The organism is Myxococcota bacterium, from assembly GCA_035498015.1.
Classification (GTDB): Bacteria; Myxococcota_A; UBA9160; order SZUA-336; family SZUA-336; genus VGRW01.
The window spans coordinates 37,232-50,031 of sequence record DATKAO010000093.1 but is presented as its reverse complement, the minus strand read 5'-3'; the positions used below and the strand labels follow the sequence as shown (position 1 = coordinate 50,031).

The 12,800-nt window shown below is 72.6% G+C and carries 14 protein-coding genes; 5 read left to right on the top strand and 9 right to left on the bottom strand.

Annotated elements, in window-relative coordinates:
* The 7 genes from VMR86_08030 to VMR86_08000 form a co-directional block, all read right to left on the bottom strand.
* Nucleotides 1–650 (bottom strand): ABC transporter permease (locus tag VMR86_08030; protein HTO06996.1); only part of this gene is annotated, 650 nt, incomplete at its 3' end.
* Nucleotides 650–1,351: an ABC transporter ATP-binding protein gene (locus tag VMR86_08025; GenBank protein HTO06995.1), complete on the bottom strand. Its 702-nt coding sequence runs from the start codon at nucleotides 1,349–1,351 to the stop codon at nucleotides 650–652. The genes VMR86_08025 and VMR86_08030, both read right to left, overlap by 1 nt.
* A 7-nt stretch (nucleotides 1,352–1,358) precedes the next feature.
* A complete protein-coding gene (locus VMR86_08020; GenBank protein HTO06994.1) occupies nucleotides 1,359–2,639 on the bottom strand; it encodes an efflux RND transporter periplasmic adaptor subunit in 1,281 nt (426 codons plus the stop codon).
* Nucleotides 2,636–4,024 (bottom strand): efflux transporter outer membrane subunit, encoded by a 1,389-nt coding sequence (locus VMR86_08015; protein HTO06993.1) that lies wholly within the window; start codon nucleotides 4,022–4,024, stop codon nucleotides 2,636–2,638. The genes VMR86_08020 and VMR86_08015 overlap by 4 nt, the downstream gene beginning before the upstream one ends.
* 27 nt (nucleotides 4,025–4,051) lie before the next feature.
* Complete coding sequence (locus tag VMR86_08010) at nucleotides 4,052–4,594, bottom strand: Spy/CpxP family protein refolding chaperone (protein ID HTO06992.1); 543 nt, start codon at nucleotides 4,592–4,594, stop codon at nucleotides 4,052–4,054.
* A gap of 52 nt (nucleotides 4,595–4,646) precedes the next feature.
* Nucleotides 4,647–5,006 carry a hypothetical protein gene (locus tag VMR86_08005; protein ID HTO06991.1) on the bottom strand — a complete coding sequence of 120 codons (360 nt, stop codon included), beginning with the start codon at nucleotides 5,004–5,006 and terminating at the stop codon, nucleotides 4,647–4,649.
* Nucleotides 5,003–5,542, bottom strand: a complete 540-nt coding sequence (locus VMR86_08000) for an RNA polymerase sigma factor (GenBank protein ID HTO06990.1) — start codon at nucleotides 5,540–5,542, stop codon at nucleotides 5,003–5,005. Before VMR86_08000 ends, VMR86_08005 begins: the two co-directional genes overlap by 4 nt.
* A gap of 137 nt (nucleotides 5,543–5,679) precedes the next feature.
* Between VMR86_08000 and VMR86_07995 the strand changes: the two genes are divergently transcribed.
* From VMR86_07995 to VMR86_07975, 5 genes are read left to right on the top strand one after another with little or no spacing between them, the layout of a single operon-like run.
* Nucleotides 5,680–6,693, top strand: coding sequence for an ABC transporter substrate-binding protein (locus VMR86_07995; GenBank protein ID HTO06989.1), 1,014 nt, complete (start codon nucleotides 5,680–5,682; stop codon nucleotides 6,691–6,693).
* On the top strand, nucleotides 6,656–7,255 hold the full coding sequence (locus tag VMR86_07990) for an SCO family protein (GenBank protein HTO06988.1): 600 nt from the start codon (nucleotides 6,656–6,658) through the stop codon (nucleotides 7,253–7,255). Before VMR86_07995 ends, VMR86_07990 begins: the two co-directional genes overlap by 38 nt.
* Entirely contained in the window at nucleotides 7,252–7,704 is a 453-nt protein-coding gene (locus VMR86_07985; GenBank protein ID HTO06987.1) for a hypothetical protein, read from the top strand. The genes VMR86_07990 and VMR86_07985 overlap by 4 nt, the downstream gene beginning before the upstream one ends.
* Nucleotides 7,671–8,453, top strand: coding sequence for an ABC transporter permease (locus VMR86_07980; GenBank protein ID HTO06986.1), 783 nt, complete (start codon nucleotides 7,671–7,673; stop codon nucleotides 8,451–8,453). Before VMR86_07985 ends, VMR86_07980 begins: the two co-directional genes overlap by 34 nt.
* Entirely contained in the window at nucleotides 8,446–10,455 is a 2,010-nt protein-coding gene (locus tag VMR86_07975; protein HTO06985.1) for an ATP-binding cassette domain-containing protein, read from the top strand. Before VMR86_07980 ends, VMR86_07975 begins: the two co-directional genes overlap by 8 nt.
* Here the strand turns inward: VMR86_07975 and hemG are convergent.
* Both hemG and hemE read right to left on the bottom strand, forming a co-directional pair.
* The gene (gene hemG, locus VMR86_07970; GenBank protein ID HTO06984.1) at nucleotides 10,452–11,753 is read right to left on the bottom strand and encodes a protoporphyrinogen oxidase; all 1,302 of its coding nucleotides are present in this window, start codon (nucleotides 11,751–11,753) and stop codon (nucleotides 10,452–10,454) included. The genes VMR86_07975 and hemG overlap by 4 nt on opposite strands.
* Nucleotides 11,746–12,792, bottom strand: coding sequence for a uroporphyrinogen decarboxylase (gene hemE / locus VMR86_07965; GenBank protein ID HTO06983.1), 1,047 nt, complete (start codon nucleotides 12,790–12,792; stop codon nucleotides 11,746–11,748). The genes hemG and hemE overlap by 8 nt, the downstream gene beginning before the upstream one ends.
* Between the last annotated feature and the right edge of the window lie 8 nt (nucleotides 12,793–12,800).

The window sequence follows — 12,800 nt, the reverse complement described above, 5'->3', positions numbered from 1 at the left end:
GTGTTGCCGACCAGCGTGCGCTGCAGCCAGCGCAGCGGCACGAGCACCACGTCGTCCTGGTCCTGGCCGAAGCTCGACTCACCCTTGGGAGCGAGCAGGCCGATGATCTGACAGGTGAGCTTGCCCAGCCGGATGCGCTGGCCCACGGGATCGGCCGCGCCGAACAGCTCGCGGCGCACCGTCTCGCCCAGGATGCACAGCGCCTTGCCGGCGCGCTCTTCGCCCTCCGTGAAGGCGCGGCCGCCCGCCAGGTCCCAGTTGCGCACGATCAGGAACGACGCGGTCCCGCCCGTCGCCGTGGTCGACCAGTTCTTGGCCGACGAGATCGCCTGCACCTGCTTCTGGGCGGTGGGCGCGACCGCAGCCACGCCGTAGATCTCGCGCTGGATCGCGTCGGCGTCCTCGATCTTGAAGGGCGGGGCGTCGGCGCGGGCGCCGCCCGGCCCGTAGCCCTGGCCCGGGCGCACCATGAGCATGTTGGTGCCCAGGCTGGCGATGTCGGCGGTGACCTTGGCCGTGGCGCCCGCGCCGATCGTGGTCATGGTGATCACCGCGGCCACGCCGATCACGATGCCCAGCACCGTGAGCGACGAGCGCAACACATTTCTGCGTATGGCGAGCAGCGCCAGCCGCACCATCGACCACAGCATCAGGCGGCCTCCTCGCCTTCCTTGACGATCCTGCCGTCGAGGAAGCGGATGGCGCGGTTGCTCCAGCGCGACAGGTGCTCGTCGTGGGTCACGATCACGATCGTGAGCCCCTGCGTGCGGTTGAGCTCGGTGAGCAGCTCCATGATCTCGCGCCCGCGGCTCTGGTCGAGGTTGCCCGTCGGCTCGTCGGCCAGCAGCACCTCGGGATGGGTCACGATCGCGCGCGCGATCGCCACGCGCTGCTGCTGGCCGCCGGACAGCTCGTTGGGCCGGTGACTCGCCCAGCCCGTGAGACCCACGCGCTCGAGCGCCGCGCCGGCGCGCCGGTGACGCTCCTGGGCGGAGAGCCCGCGGTAGACCAGCGGCAGCTCCACGTTCTCGAGCGCGGTGCTGCGGCCCAGCAGGTGGAAGCCCTGGAACACGAAGCCGAGATAGTTGCGGCGCAGCCGCGCGCGCTGGTCGCGCGAGAGCCGCCCGACCTCGACGCCGTCGAACCGGTACGAGCCCGAGGTCGGCGAATCGAGACAGCCCAGGATGTTCATGCAGGTCGACTTGCCCGAGCCGCTGGGCCCCATGACCGCCACGAAGTCACCGCGCTCGATCGACAGATCGATGCCGCGCAGCGCGGCCACCGCGGCCTGCCCGGTGCCGTAGATCTTGCTGACTTGCCGCAGCTCGATGACGGGGGGATGCTCGTTCACGGCGGAGTCACTTGTGCACCGCGACCGAGTCGGTGACCAGCTCGGTCTCGGGCTGGATCTCGCCGCTCTTCACCTGGGTCCAGGTGCCGTCGCTGGGTCCGGGCGAGATCGGCACCGCCTTGGGATGGCCGTTCTCGAGCACGTACACGCGCGCTTGCTTGGGGTTCAGCGGCTCGCTCGGGCGGCCGCCGAAGCGGCGCATGGGCAGGAGCGCGCTCAACAGCCCTCCCTGCGCCCCGGCCTCGCGCGCGGGCGGCTGGAAGCGCAGGGCGGCGTTGGGCACGAGCAGCGCGTCGGCCAGGTGGTTCACGGTGATCTCGGCGGTCGCGGTCATGCCCGGGCGCAGGAGCTTCTCGCCGTTGTCGACCTCGAGCACCGTCTCGTAAGTCACCACGCCCTCGATCGTCTGGGCGCCGTATCGCACCTGCTGGACCTTGGCGTTGAAGTGTCTGTCGGGCCACGCGTCGACGGTGAAGGTCGCCGCCTGGCCCTCGCTCACTTGGCCGACGTCGGCCTCGTCGACGCTCACGTGCAGCTCCATGCGCGTCAGGTCCTCGGCCAGCGTGAAGAGCACGGGCGCCTGCAGGGAGGCCGCCACCGTCTGGCCCGGCTCGACCGAGCGCACCAGGACCAGGCCGTTGATGGGCGAGACGATCGTCGCCTTCGACAGGTCGAAGAGCTGACTGGCGAGCGTCGCCTTGGCCTGCGTGACTGCCGCCTGGTTGCTCGACACGCTGGCGCGCGCGGACAGCAGCGCCGCCTTGGCGGTGTCGAGGTCGGCCTGCGACGGCACCTTGCCGCCCGAGAGCTCGCGCACGTGCTCCAGGCGCGCGATCTGACTCTCGGCCTGGGCGAGGTTCGCCTGGGACTGCTTGACCAGCGCCTCGGCGGAATCGATTGCCGCGCGCGACAGCTGCACCTGCGCTTCGAGCTTGGTGGTCTCGAGCCGCGCGAGCTCCTGTCCGACCTTCACCGTGTCGTTGAAGTCGGCCGACACGGACAGGACGATGCCCGAAATCACGCTGCTCACGTCGACCTGGTTGGTCGGCTGCAGCGTGCCGGTCGCGGTCACGGTCACCGTGAGCTCGCCGCGCCGCGCGGGCTGGGTCGTGAAGCGCACGCCGTCGTTGCCGCCGCGCAGCGCGAGCACGAGCAGCGCCAGGAGGACGAGCGCCGCCAGCCCGCCGTAGCCGAGCCAGCGATTCTTCATGCGCGCGGCGAGTGACTCGCGCAGGCCGAGCGTGCGCTCGATCTCCGAGCTCGCCGGGGTCTCCCGGAGCTCGTTCACGAAGTCGTTCCCGGTGTCCATCCGCCCCCCAGCGCTTTGAACAGGCGCACCAGGTTCGACGTGACCTGACCCTCGCTCGCGGCGAGCTGGTCCTGCAGCAGGAACAGCGAGCGCTGCGCGTCGAGCACGACCTGGAAGTCGATCAGCCCCGAGCCGTACTGGTCCTGCGCCAGCACGAGCGCCCGTTCGGCCGCGGCCGTGCCCTCGGCCAGCGCCTTGCGGCGGTCCTGCTCCTGCGCGTAGGCCACCAGCGCATTCTCCACCTCGTTCAGGGCGGAAAGCACGGTGGCCTGGTACGAGGCCAGGACCTCGTCGCGCACGGCCTCCTGCGCTTGGATCGTGGCGATCACCTGCCCGCCCTTGAAGAGGGTCTGCGACGCGCTCACCGCGAGCGTCGCCGTCTTGGCGCCGGCCTCGAGCAGGCCGGGCGGGGACAATGCTTCGAGCCCGATCGAGCCCAGGGCATTCAGGCTCGGGTAGGCGTCGGCGGTGACGACGCCTACCCGAGCGGTCTCCGCCGCGAGGTCGCGCTCGGCGCGGCGTACGTCGGGACGCTGCGCGAGCGTTTCCGCGGGGACACCGACGGCGACCTCGAGGGGAGTCACGGGAATGGGCTCGGGCGGCGCGAGCAGCGCGGTGAGGTCACCGGGCGGCGCGCCGACCAGGATGGCGATGCCGTTCATGTCGGCGGCGAGCGCGGTCTCGAGCGTGGGGATCACGGCTTCCGTGGTCGCGAGCGCCGAGCGCGCGCGCTCCACGTCGAGCTCGGTGGTGAGTCCCGCCTGCGCGCGCCAGTCGGTGAGGTCGAACGTCTCGGACTGCGAGGCGCGCGTGGCCTCGGCAATGCGCAGCCGCTCCTGCAGCGCGCGCGCGTCGACGTAGGTGAGCGCGAGCTCGGCGACCAGGGAGACCTGCACGTCGCGCAGGTTCTCCACGGCGGCGTCGCGGTCGGCGTTGGCGGCCTCGAGCCCGCGGCGCAGCCGGCCGAAGACGTCGATCTCCCAGCTGGCGTCGAGGGTGGCGAAGTAGTTGGTCACGGAGATGCTGTTGCTCGTCTGGCGTCCGGTGGCCTGGCTGTGCTGGCCGCCGGCGTTACCGGTGATGTGCGGGAAGAATGCGCCGATCGCGAAGTCGCGTAGCGCGCGTGTCTGGCGCAGCCGGGCCTCGGCCTGCGCGACGTCGTAGTTGTGGACGAGCGCCTGCTCGACGAGCTGGTCGAGCATCGGATCGCCGAGCGTCGTCCAGAAACGCGCGAGCGCCGCCTGGTCGGGCGGCAGCGCCGCGAGGCCGCCGGCCAGCGGCGTGCGCCACGCATCCGGTGCGGCGGACTCGGGGCGCACGTAGTCCGGCCCCACCGCGCAAGCGGTGAGGCCGGCCGTGAGCAGATACGCGAGGGAGTGACGTCTCAGAGATCAGTCCTCCGGAGACGTCTCTGGGGTTGGGGCGGGCGCGCCGCCGCTGGGCGGAGCTCCCTGACCACCGCGGTTGTAACCGTGGTGCCAGCGGTGCCAGCGGCCCTGCATGTGCTCGTGCATCGACTCACGGAGCTGTGCGCGCTGAGCGGGGGAGAGCTCGGCGCGCACTGCGAGAAGCGTGGTCAGCATGTCCTTGTGGGCCTGGGTCTGGAGCTGACCGATGCGGTCGGCCTGCGCCATGACCGCGTTCTGGTCCGGAGCGTCCTGGTCGAGCAAGCTGCGCATGTCCTGGAACGCCTGGCGCATCTGGCCGCGCATCGCGTCGCGCTGCGGCTTGGCGGCAGTGAGGATCGCCTGCACCTTCTGGTTCTGTGAGTCGGAGAGGCCGAGCTTGCCGAGCTGCTTCTCGAGCCGCCCTTCCATCCCCGGTCCGCCGGGACCGCCGGGTCCGCCCGTCGGGGCGTTGGGGTCTGCACGAACCGGTGACACGAACAGCGCGCACAAAAGCGCGGCGAGGGAGAGACTCTTGAACGGTCGCATGGAGAGGACCTCCTTGTCCTGACTGTTTCGACCCGCCGCGCCTGTCCGCGGTTTACCGATCGGCAGCGTCGTCGTCGAGGAGAAGCGCGAGACCCTGGTAGTCCGCCGGCAGATAGCCGGGGTCGCCCGCGAGCTCGCTGGCGTAGGCGTCGGGGTCGACCAGCGCGTCGCTCTCGGCGAGGCTGGCGCCGGCGTCGCCTGGCGTCGTCGGGGTCGCGCGCGGCAGGGCGAGATACAGCGCCGCCGCCGCCATGGCCGCCGCGAGCGCGGGCCAGGCGATGCGCGGCCCGCGCGCCGGCCGGGTCAGGCCCTGGCGCAGCGCGCGGCGCTGCTCGGCGGCCCGCGCCTCGGGCACGGGCTCGGGCTGGAACTGCTCGCGAAGTGTCTCGATCCAGCGGCGATCTTCGCTCATGACTCGTATTCCTCTTTCGCCGTGTCACCGTTTGGTGTAGGTCCGCGCAGGTCCGAGAGGTCCTCGCGCAGAGCGCCCAGCGCGCGGTGCAGGTGACTCTTGACCGTCCCGACCGCCTTGCCCAGCACTTCGGCCGCCTCGGCCACCGTGAGCTCCTCCAGGTGCACCAGCACGAACGCCTCCCGCTGGCCGGCGGACAGGCGCTCGAGTGCCGCCGCGATGCGCCGCCGCAGGCCCGGGTCGCGGCGCGGGCTCGGGTCGACCGCCGGGGGCGCGGCCTCGGGGTCGGCCCAGAACAGCCGGCGCACGCCCTGCCAGCGCCGCTGGCGCTGCACCTCGCGCACCAGGATCCGGTAGAACCAGGTGTCGAGGCTGGCCTCGCCGCGGAAGGCGCCGAGCCCGCGATAGGCCCGGAAGAAGGCGTTCTGCACCACGTCCTCGGCCGTGGCCTGGTCGCCGCCGAGCAGGCGGAACGCGAGCCGCAGCGCGCGCCCGCGCCGCGCCTCCGCGAAGCGCGCGAACTCCTCCGCATCCATGAGAGAGGGAACGTCCGCCTTCGCGCGCGCGACCGCAATTTCCACGTCCGTTTGGACTCCCCAGGCCCGGGGCCGGTTTACCCGGAGTTGCGTCTCGGTTGCGCACTCCCGCGCAGCACCGGCAGAATCCGCCCCGGATGCTGACCCGCAGAGATTTCGTGAAGGGCGCGCTCGCGCTCGCTGCGGCGTCGCCCCTGGCGAGTCTCTCCTGCTCCCGGGGCGGGACGGACGCAAACACGCTGGTCGTCGGCGGCCTGCCGGTGACCTGCAACCTCACGCTGCCGGTCGCGTGCGCCGCGAGAGCCGCGAGCTCCGGTCCGGGCGGTCGCCGCTTCGAGTACAGCAAATACGGCGGCTGGCCCGAGATCAAGGAGTCACTCATGGCCGGCCGGATCTCGGCCGCCTACATGCTCGCGCCCCTGGTCATGGATCTGGCCGACCGCAGCATCCCGGTGAAGATCGTCTCGCTCGGGCACCGTTCTGGCGCCGTGATCATGGTGCGCAGCGAGTCACCGGTGCAGCAGTTCAAGCAGCTCACGGGCAAGCGCATCGCCATTCCCAGCCGCTTCGCCGTGGACTTCCTGTTCCTGCGCAAGATGCTCGCGCGCGAGAACATGTCGGTCGGCGAGATCGAGATCGTCGAGATGCCGCCGCCCGACATGCCGGCCGCGCTCTACGCCAATGCGGTCGATGCCTATTGCACCGGTGAGCCGTTCGGCGCCGCCGCGCAGAGCGCGGGCTGGGCCCGGCCGCTGCGCATGACGCGCGACGAGTGGCCCAAGTACATCTGCTGCGTGCTCACCGTGCGCGAGGAGCTGATCCGCGACGAGGCGCCGCTCGTGCAGGACCTCGTGAACCAGGTGCTGGGCGCGGGCATGTGGCTCGATGCCGCGCCCGGGAACCGCGACAAGGCGGTGGCGATCGCGGCCGGCCAGGACTACTTCAACCAGGATCCGAAGATCCTGAAGTACGTGATGGAGAACCCGAGCGACCGCGTGACTTACGGCGACCTGCGCATGATCCGCAGCGAGTTCGAGGACCTGATGCGGCTCTCGCTGCAGGCCGGCACGATCCAGCACGAGATCCCGTACGACAAATACATGGACGAGAGCTTTGCCCGCAACGCGCAGCCGGCGGCGATTCCGCTCTAGCGCCTGCGCCTGGGCGCTCGCGCTCGCGGCCGTCACGGCCGCGGCGGACACAGCCGAGCTGCGCGCGGGGTCCTTCGATCCGCCGCGCCCCGCACCCGACTTCGCGCTGTCGGGCTCGAACGGCGCCGAGCTGCGGCTGAGTCGCTTCGCGGGCAAGGTCGTGCTGCTCGCCTTCGGCTTCACCTCGTGCCCGGAAGTGTGTCCGACCACGCTCGCGACCCTGGCCGAGGCGCGCAAGAAGCTGGGCGCGCGCGCGGCACAGGTGCAGGTCGTGTACGTGACCGTGGACCCCGCGCGCGACGACCCCGCGCGCATGAAGCAGTATCTCGCGGGCTTCGACGCGACCTTCCTGGGCGGAACGGGCAGCGAGGAGCGGCTGGCCGCGGTGCGCAAGGACTACGGAGTCAGCGCCGAGAGACGCGGCTCGGGCCAGAGCTACGGCTACTCGCACTCGTCGTTCACCTATCTGATCGACCGGAGCGGCAGCCTGCGCGCGCTCATGCCCTACGGTCACTCCGCCGAGGACTACGCGCACGACGTCGCGATCCTGCTCGGCCCGTGACCCGGCGCGCGCGCATCGCGGCGGCGCTCGCGGTCGGCGCGCTGGCCGGCCTGGGCGCCGTGGCACTGACTCCCGTGCGCGTCGGCTCGCGCGAGCAGGTGTTCGAGATCCCGAAGGGCACCTGGGCGCGGCGCATGGCCGGTGACCCGGTCGAGATCCTGCCCGACACGCTCTACCTCACGCTCGGGCTCCAGGACGTGTTGGTGCTGCGAAACCTGGACGACGTGCCGCAGACCTTCGGCCCGACTCTGTTGATGCCCGGCCAGAGCTTCCGACTCCCGTTCGCGCTCGCGTCGAGCTATCCCTTCGCCTGCACCGCGCATCTGTCGGGGCAGCTCACGGTCGTCGTCCAGCCGACGCCCGAAACGCCCTGGGCCCGGGTAGCATGGCGATTCAGGGGGTGGTCGAGAGCGCTATGGGCAGGTGGAAGCAAGCTCTTCCGGCGCTGACCGCCGCCGCCGCCCTGGTGGCCGCCTGGTGGGCGCTGGTCGCGGCCACGCACAGCGCGATCTTCCCGACGCCCGGGCAGGTCGCCGCGGGCACGGTCGAGCTGGCCGCGAACGGCACGCTGTGGCGGCACATCGCGGCGTCGCTCCTGCGAGTCACCGTGGGCTTCTCGCTGGCGCTCGCGTTCGCGGTGCCGCTCGGGCTGTGGATGGGCCGTGTGCGCGCGGCCTACACGACGCTCAACCCGCTGTTCCAGGTGCTGCGCCCGATCTCGCCGATCGCCTGGATCCCGATCGCGATCCTGTGGTTCGGCGTGGGCAACGCCTCGCCGATCTACCTGATCTTCATCTCGTCGGTGTTCCCGATGATCGTTCAGACCACCTCGGGCGTGCACACGATCGAGCCGCGCTACCTGCGCGCGGCCGAGAACTTCGGAGTGAGTCGCTGGGCGCTCCTGCGCCACGTGGTGTTTCCCGCCGCGCTGCCGCAGATCCTGGTCGGCATGCGCATCGCGCTGGGCGTGGCCTGGCTCGTGGTCGTGGCGGCCGAGATGATCGCGCTGCGTTCGGGTCTGGGGTATCTGATCATCGACTCGCGCAACGCGGGCAACCGCTACGACCTGGTGATCGCGGGCATGATCATCATCGGCGTGATCGGGCTCCTGCTCGACGGCGCGATGCGCAGGCTGGAAGGATTCGAGTCGGTGCGCTGGCGCTTCGGCGACCCCGCGGCGGGGCAGACGAGTGACTGAGGCGATCGAGGTCCGCGGGCTGCGCGTCGACTATCCGTCGAGCGCCGGCGGCGCGCCGATCCGCGTGCTCGACGGCATCGACTTCTCGGTCGCCACGGGCGAGCTGGTGTGCATCGTGGGCCCATCCGGCTGCGGCAAGTCGACGCTCTTGAACGTGATCGGCGGCTTCCTGCGCCCGAGCGCCGGCGGGGTGCGCGTGCAGGGCGAGCCGGTCCGTGGTCCCGACCGGCGGCGGGTCTTCGTGTTCCAGGAGAGCGCCGTCTTCCCCTGGCGCACGGTCGCCGAGAACGTCGGCTTCGGCCTGTCGCACCTCGAACGCGCCGCGCGCGCGCGCACCGTGGCGCACTGGGTCGAGCGCGTGGGGTTGGCCGGCTTCGAGCGCGCCTACCCGCGGCAGCTGTCCGGCGGCATGCGGCAGCGGGTCGAGATCGCGCGCGCGCTCGCCGCGAACCCCGACGTGCTGTATCTCGACGAGCCCTTCGCCTCGCTCGACTATCTGACCCGGCTGCAGATGCGCGCCGACCTGCTGGGTATCTGGCGGGCCGAGCGCAAGACCATCTTGCTCGTCACGCACGACATCGACGAGGCGCTGCAGCTCGCCGACCGGGTGCTGGTGCTGAGCCCCCGGCCCGCGCGCGTGCAAGAGATCGTGGCGATTCCGCTCGGCCGCCCGCGCCCGTTGGCCGACCCGGTGTCTCTCGCGGCGCGCGCCGCGCTGTTCCGCGGCCTGGGTGTCTCGGAAGAGACGGGCAGCGCGCTGCCGGCACGGGCGGCTTCGCCGGCGCCCGCGCCCGACGCCGACGTGGTGGTGGTGGGCGGCGGGCCCGCGGGGTCGATCCTCGCCTCCTATCTCGCGGGCGAGGGCATCGACCACGTGGTGCTCGACCGCGCCGTGCACCCGCGCCCGCACGTCGGCGAGTCATTGGTGTGCTCGACCACGCGCGTGTTCGACGAGATCGGCTTCCTGCAGCAGCTCGAGCACGGCGACTTCGTGCGCAAGCGGGGCGCGCTGTTCACGCTCGACGGCGGCCGGCGCGAGCTGGCGCTCGAGTTCCGCGCCATGCCCGACCTGGGCATCGCGCAGGACCACACCTACCACGTGGACCGCAGCCGCTTCGACGAGCTCTTGCTGGCGCACGCCGCGGCGCGCGGCGCGCGCATCCGCCAGGGCACCGGGGCCGAGGCGATCGACCTCGCGGGCGACCTGCCGCGCGTGACGGTGGCGGGCGGCGAGTCACTCCGCGCGCGCATCGTGGCCGACGCCAGCGGCCGCGCCACGCTGCTCGGCCGCCAGCTGCGCACGCGCCGCAACGACCCGCGGCTCAACCAGATCGCCGTGCACGGCTGGTTCCGCGGCGTGGAGCGCGGCCCCGACGACAGCGCGGACTGGATCCACATTCACGTGTTCGACCTGCCGCGCGCCTGGGCCTGGCAGATCCCGATCAGCGCCGAAGTGACTTCGGTCGGCATCGTGTGCGAAGGCCAGGCGGGCCTGGCGCGCGACGAGAACGGCGAGGCCTTCTTCGGGCGCATGATCGCGAGTCACCCGCTGCTCGCCTCGCGGCTGGGCAAGGCGCAGGCGCTCTCGGCGCTCTCGGTCGAGGGCTCGCAGAGCTACTTCGGCGAGCGGCTCGCGGGGCGGGGCTGGATCGCGCTCGGCGACGCGGCGCAGTTCGTCGATCCCGTGTTCTCGTCGGGTGTCTCGGTCGCCGCCGAGTCGGCCCGCTTCGCGGCGCAGGCCATCCGCGACGCGCTGCGCGATCCCGGCCACGCGCTCGAGCGCTTCGCCGAATACGACGAGACCGTGCGCCGCGGCGGCGAGGTGTGGCGCGACCTGATCCTTCTGTTCTACCGCAAGCCGCCGGTGTTCCTGAGCCTGCTCGAGGACCCGGCCACGCGGCCCGCGCTGCAGTCACTGCTCCAGGGGCGCGTGTTCGGGCCGGCCGACGCCACGGCGCTGGCGGAGCTCGAGCTGCGCGCGCTCGAGCTCGAGCGCGCCTAGCCGCCCGCTGCCAGGGCGGCGCCCGCGGCGGCTGCCGCCGCGAACGCCACGCCGTCGTAGCCCGCGCCGCAGAGCCCCGGTCCGCGCGACTCACGAAGCGCGGCCCGCAGCGCGCGCGTGCGCGCCGCATGGTCGACGTCGTAGAGCGGAATGCCTTCGGGGTGGCGCGACACGTCGAGCAGCGCCGGCTCGCGCGCCGCGCCCAGCAGTCGCTTCAGCACCGGCGCGAGCTCGCGCTCGAGCTCGGCGTCGCCGGCGGCGTGGAGGGACGGCGCCACGAACACCGACAGGAGGAGCGCGCCGGACGGGGCACGGCCCGGGAAGAGGTTCGACGCGAAGAGACAGCCGATGAGCGGAAGTCTCTCGCGCGGCGGAGCCAGGAAGCCGAGCCCGGTCCAGCGCTCGGCACAGGCCGGCTCTTCCAGCGCGAAGCTGGCCAGCACCTGCGGCAGCGAGCGATACCCGTTCAGCAGCTCGACGGCGCGCGCGTCCTCGAGCACCCGCGCGGCGGCGGCGGGCGGGAGCGCGAGCACGAGCCGCCTGCAGCGCAGCGTCTCGGGCTGCGGGCCGGCGATCTCGAGCTCGAACTCCTGCCCCGCGCGCCGCGCGCGAGTGACTCGCCGCCGCGTGCGCAGGCGTGGACCGAGCCCCGCCGCGAGCCGGTCGCACAGTCCGCCCAGGCCGACCTGGGTCGAGACGATGGCCCCGCGCGGCGCGCCGCGCGCGAACAGCCGCCGCAGCGCGAGCCCCGCGATGCGGCCGCCGGCCCGCGCGAGTGACTCGGCGAGCTGCGGAAAGGCCGACTCGAAGCCGACCTGGTCGGCTGTCGTGCCGTAGACGCCCAGCGTCAAGAGGTCGGCGAGTCTCTCGGCCGCTCCTGCGCCGAGTCTCTCTTCGAGCCACTGCCGCACGCTGCGCGGCCCGGGCCGCACGGGCCGCAACGGCTCGGCCAGCGCGGACGCCAGGGCGCCCAGCGGCAGCACGGCCCCCGAGAGCAGCTCGCAGAGGCTCGGGGGAAGCGTGACGATCCGGCCGTCCGACACGAAGCTCGGGGCGGCGCGGCGAGCCGCGAGCGGAGTGAGCTCGGCGTCGCGGATCAAGCCGAGCAGCGGGACGTTCGCCCGCACCGTGAGCGGCCCGCGCTCGACGAGATAGTCGCCGATGCGGACCGTCTCGGCGGGCCCGCCCGCGCGCTCCGCGGCCTCGAGCACGACGAAGTCGTCGAAGCCCGTGCCCAGATAGCCCCTGGCGCACGCGAGCCCGGCGATGCCGGCCCCGACGATGACGGCGCTAGGCACTTTCCTGCGCCGTGCGCACGAACGTGGCGACCGCCTCGACCGGCGTCGAGGGCAGCACGCCGTGACCCAGGTTGAGCACGTGTCCGCGCGCCTTGCGGCCGGCGCGCACCAGCTCGCGCACGGCGCGCGCGATCGCGGGCAGGGGCGCGAGCAGCGCGGTGGGGTCGAGATTGCCCTGGAGTGACACGCGCTGGCCCACGCGCGCCGCGGCCTCGGCCAGGTCGACGCGCCAGTCGAGTGACACGGCGTCGGCGCCCAGCTCCACCAGCTCGTCGAGCAGGTGCGCCGCCCCGCGCGCGAACACGATCACCGGCGGGCGGCTCTTGCCCAGGCGCGCGAGCACGTCGCGCAGCGCGCGGCCGGCGAACTTCTCGAAGCGCGGCCGGTCGAGCACGCCGGCCCAGGTGTCGAAGATCTGCACGCAGTCGGCGCCGGCCTCGATCTGCAGGCGGAGTGTCTCGGCGCAGATCTCGGCCATGCGTTCGAGCAGGCGCAGCGCGGTGTCGGGCTCGCGCCAGGCCAGGGCCGACAGCACCTCGACGTCGCGCGAGAGCTTCGACTCGGTCGCGTACGCGGCCAGGGTCCAGGGCGCCCCCGCGAAGCCGATCAGCGCGGCGCGCGAGCCAAGCTCGCGCCGCAGCCGGCGCAGCGCCTCGCAGGTGGGCGCGATCGACGCGGCCACGTCGCCGTCGAGCCGCGACAGGTCGGAGAGACTGCGCAGCGGGTTCGCGACCGTGGGGCCGGGCGAGAACTCGAGCTGGAGGTCGCCCGCGCGCAGCGGCAGCAGGATGTCGGAGAACACCACGACGCCGTCCATGCCGAAGCGGCGGTGCGGCTGCAGCGAGATCTCGGCGGCGAGCTCCGGCGAGTCACACGTGGCGAGGAAGCTCGAGCGCGCGCGGATCTCGCGGTACTCGGGCAGGTAGCGGCCGGCCTGGCGCATGAGCCAGACCGGCGGCCGGTCCACGGGCTCGCCGCGCAGCGCGCGCGTGAAGCGCTCGCGCGGCTCGAGCGCGATCTTCGCTCCTGCCTCCGCCACGGCGCCGC

Coding starts and splice junctions, on each gene's coding strand:
- VMR86_08000 (HTO06990.1), bottom strand. CDS start 5,542: ATGGATGCGGAGGAGTTCGCGCGCTTCGCGGAGGCGCGGCGCGGGCGC.
- VMR86_08010 (HTO06992.1), bottom strand. CDS start 4,594: ATGCGACCGTTCAAGAGTCTCTCCCTCGCCGCGCTTTTGTGCGCGCTG.
- VMR86_07995 (HTO06989.1), top strand. CDS start 5,680: ATGCTGACCCGCAGAGATTTCGTGAAGGGCGCGCTCGCGCTCGCTGCG.
- VMR86_08005 (HTO06991.1), bottom strand. CDS start 5,006: ATGAGCGAAGATCGCCGCTGGATCGAGACACTTCGCGAGCAGTTCCAG.
- VMR86_07980 (HTO06986.1), top strand. CDS start 7,671: ATGGGCAGGTGGAAGCAAGCTCTTCCGGCGCTGACCGCCGCCGCCGCC.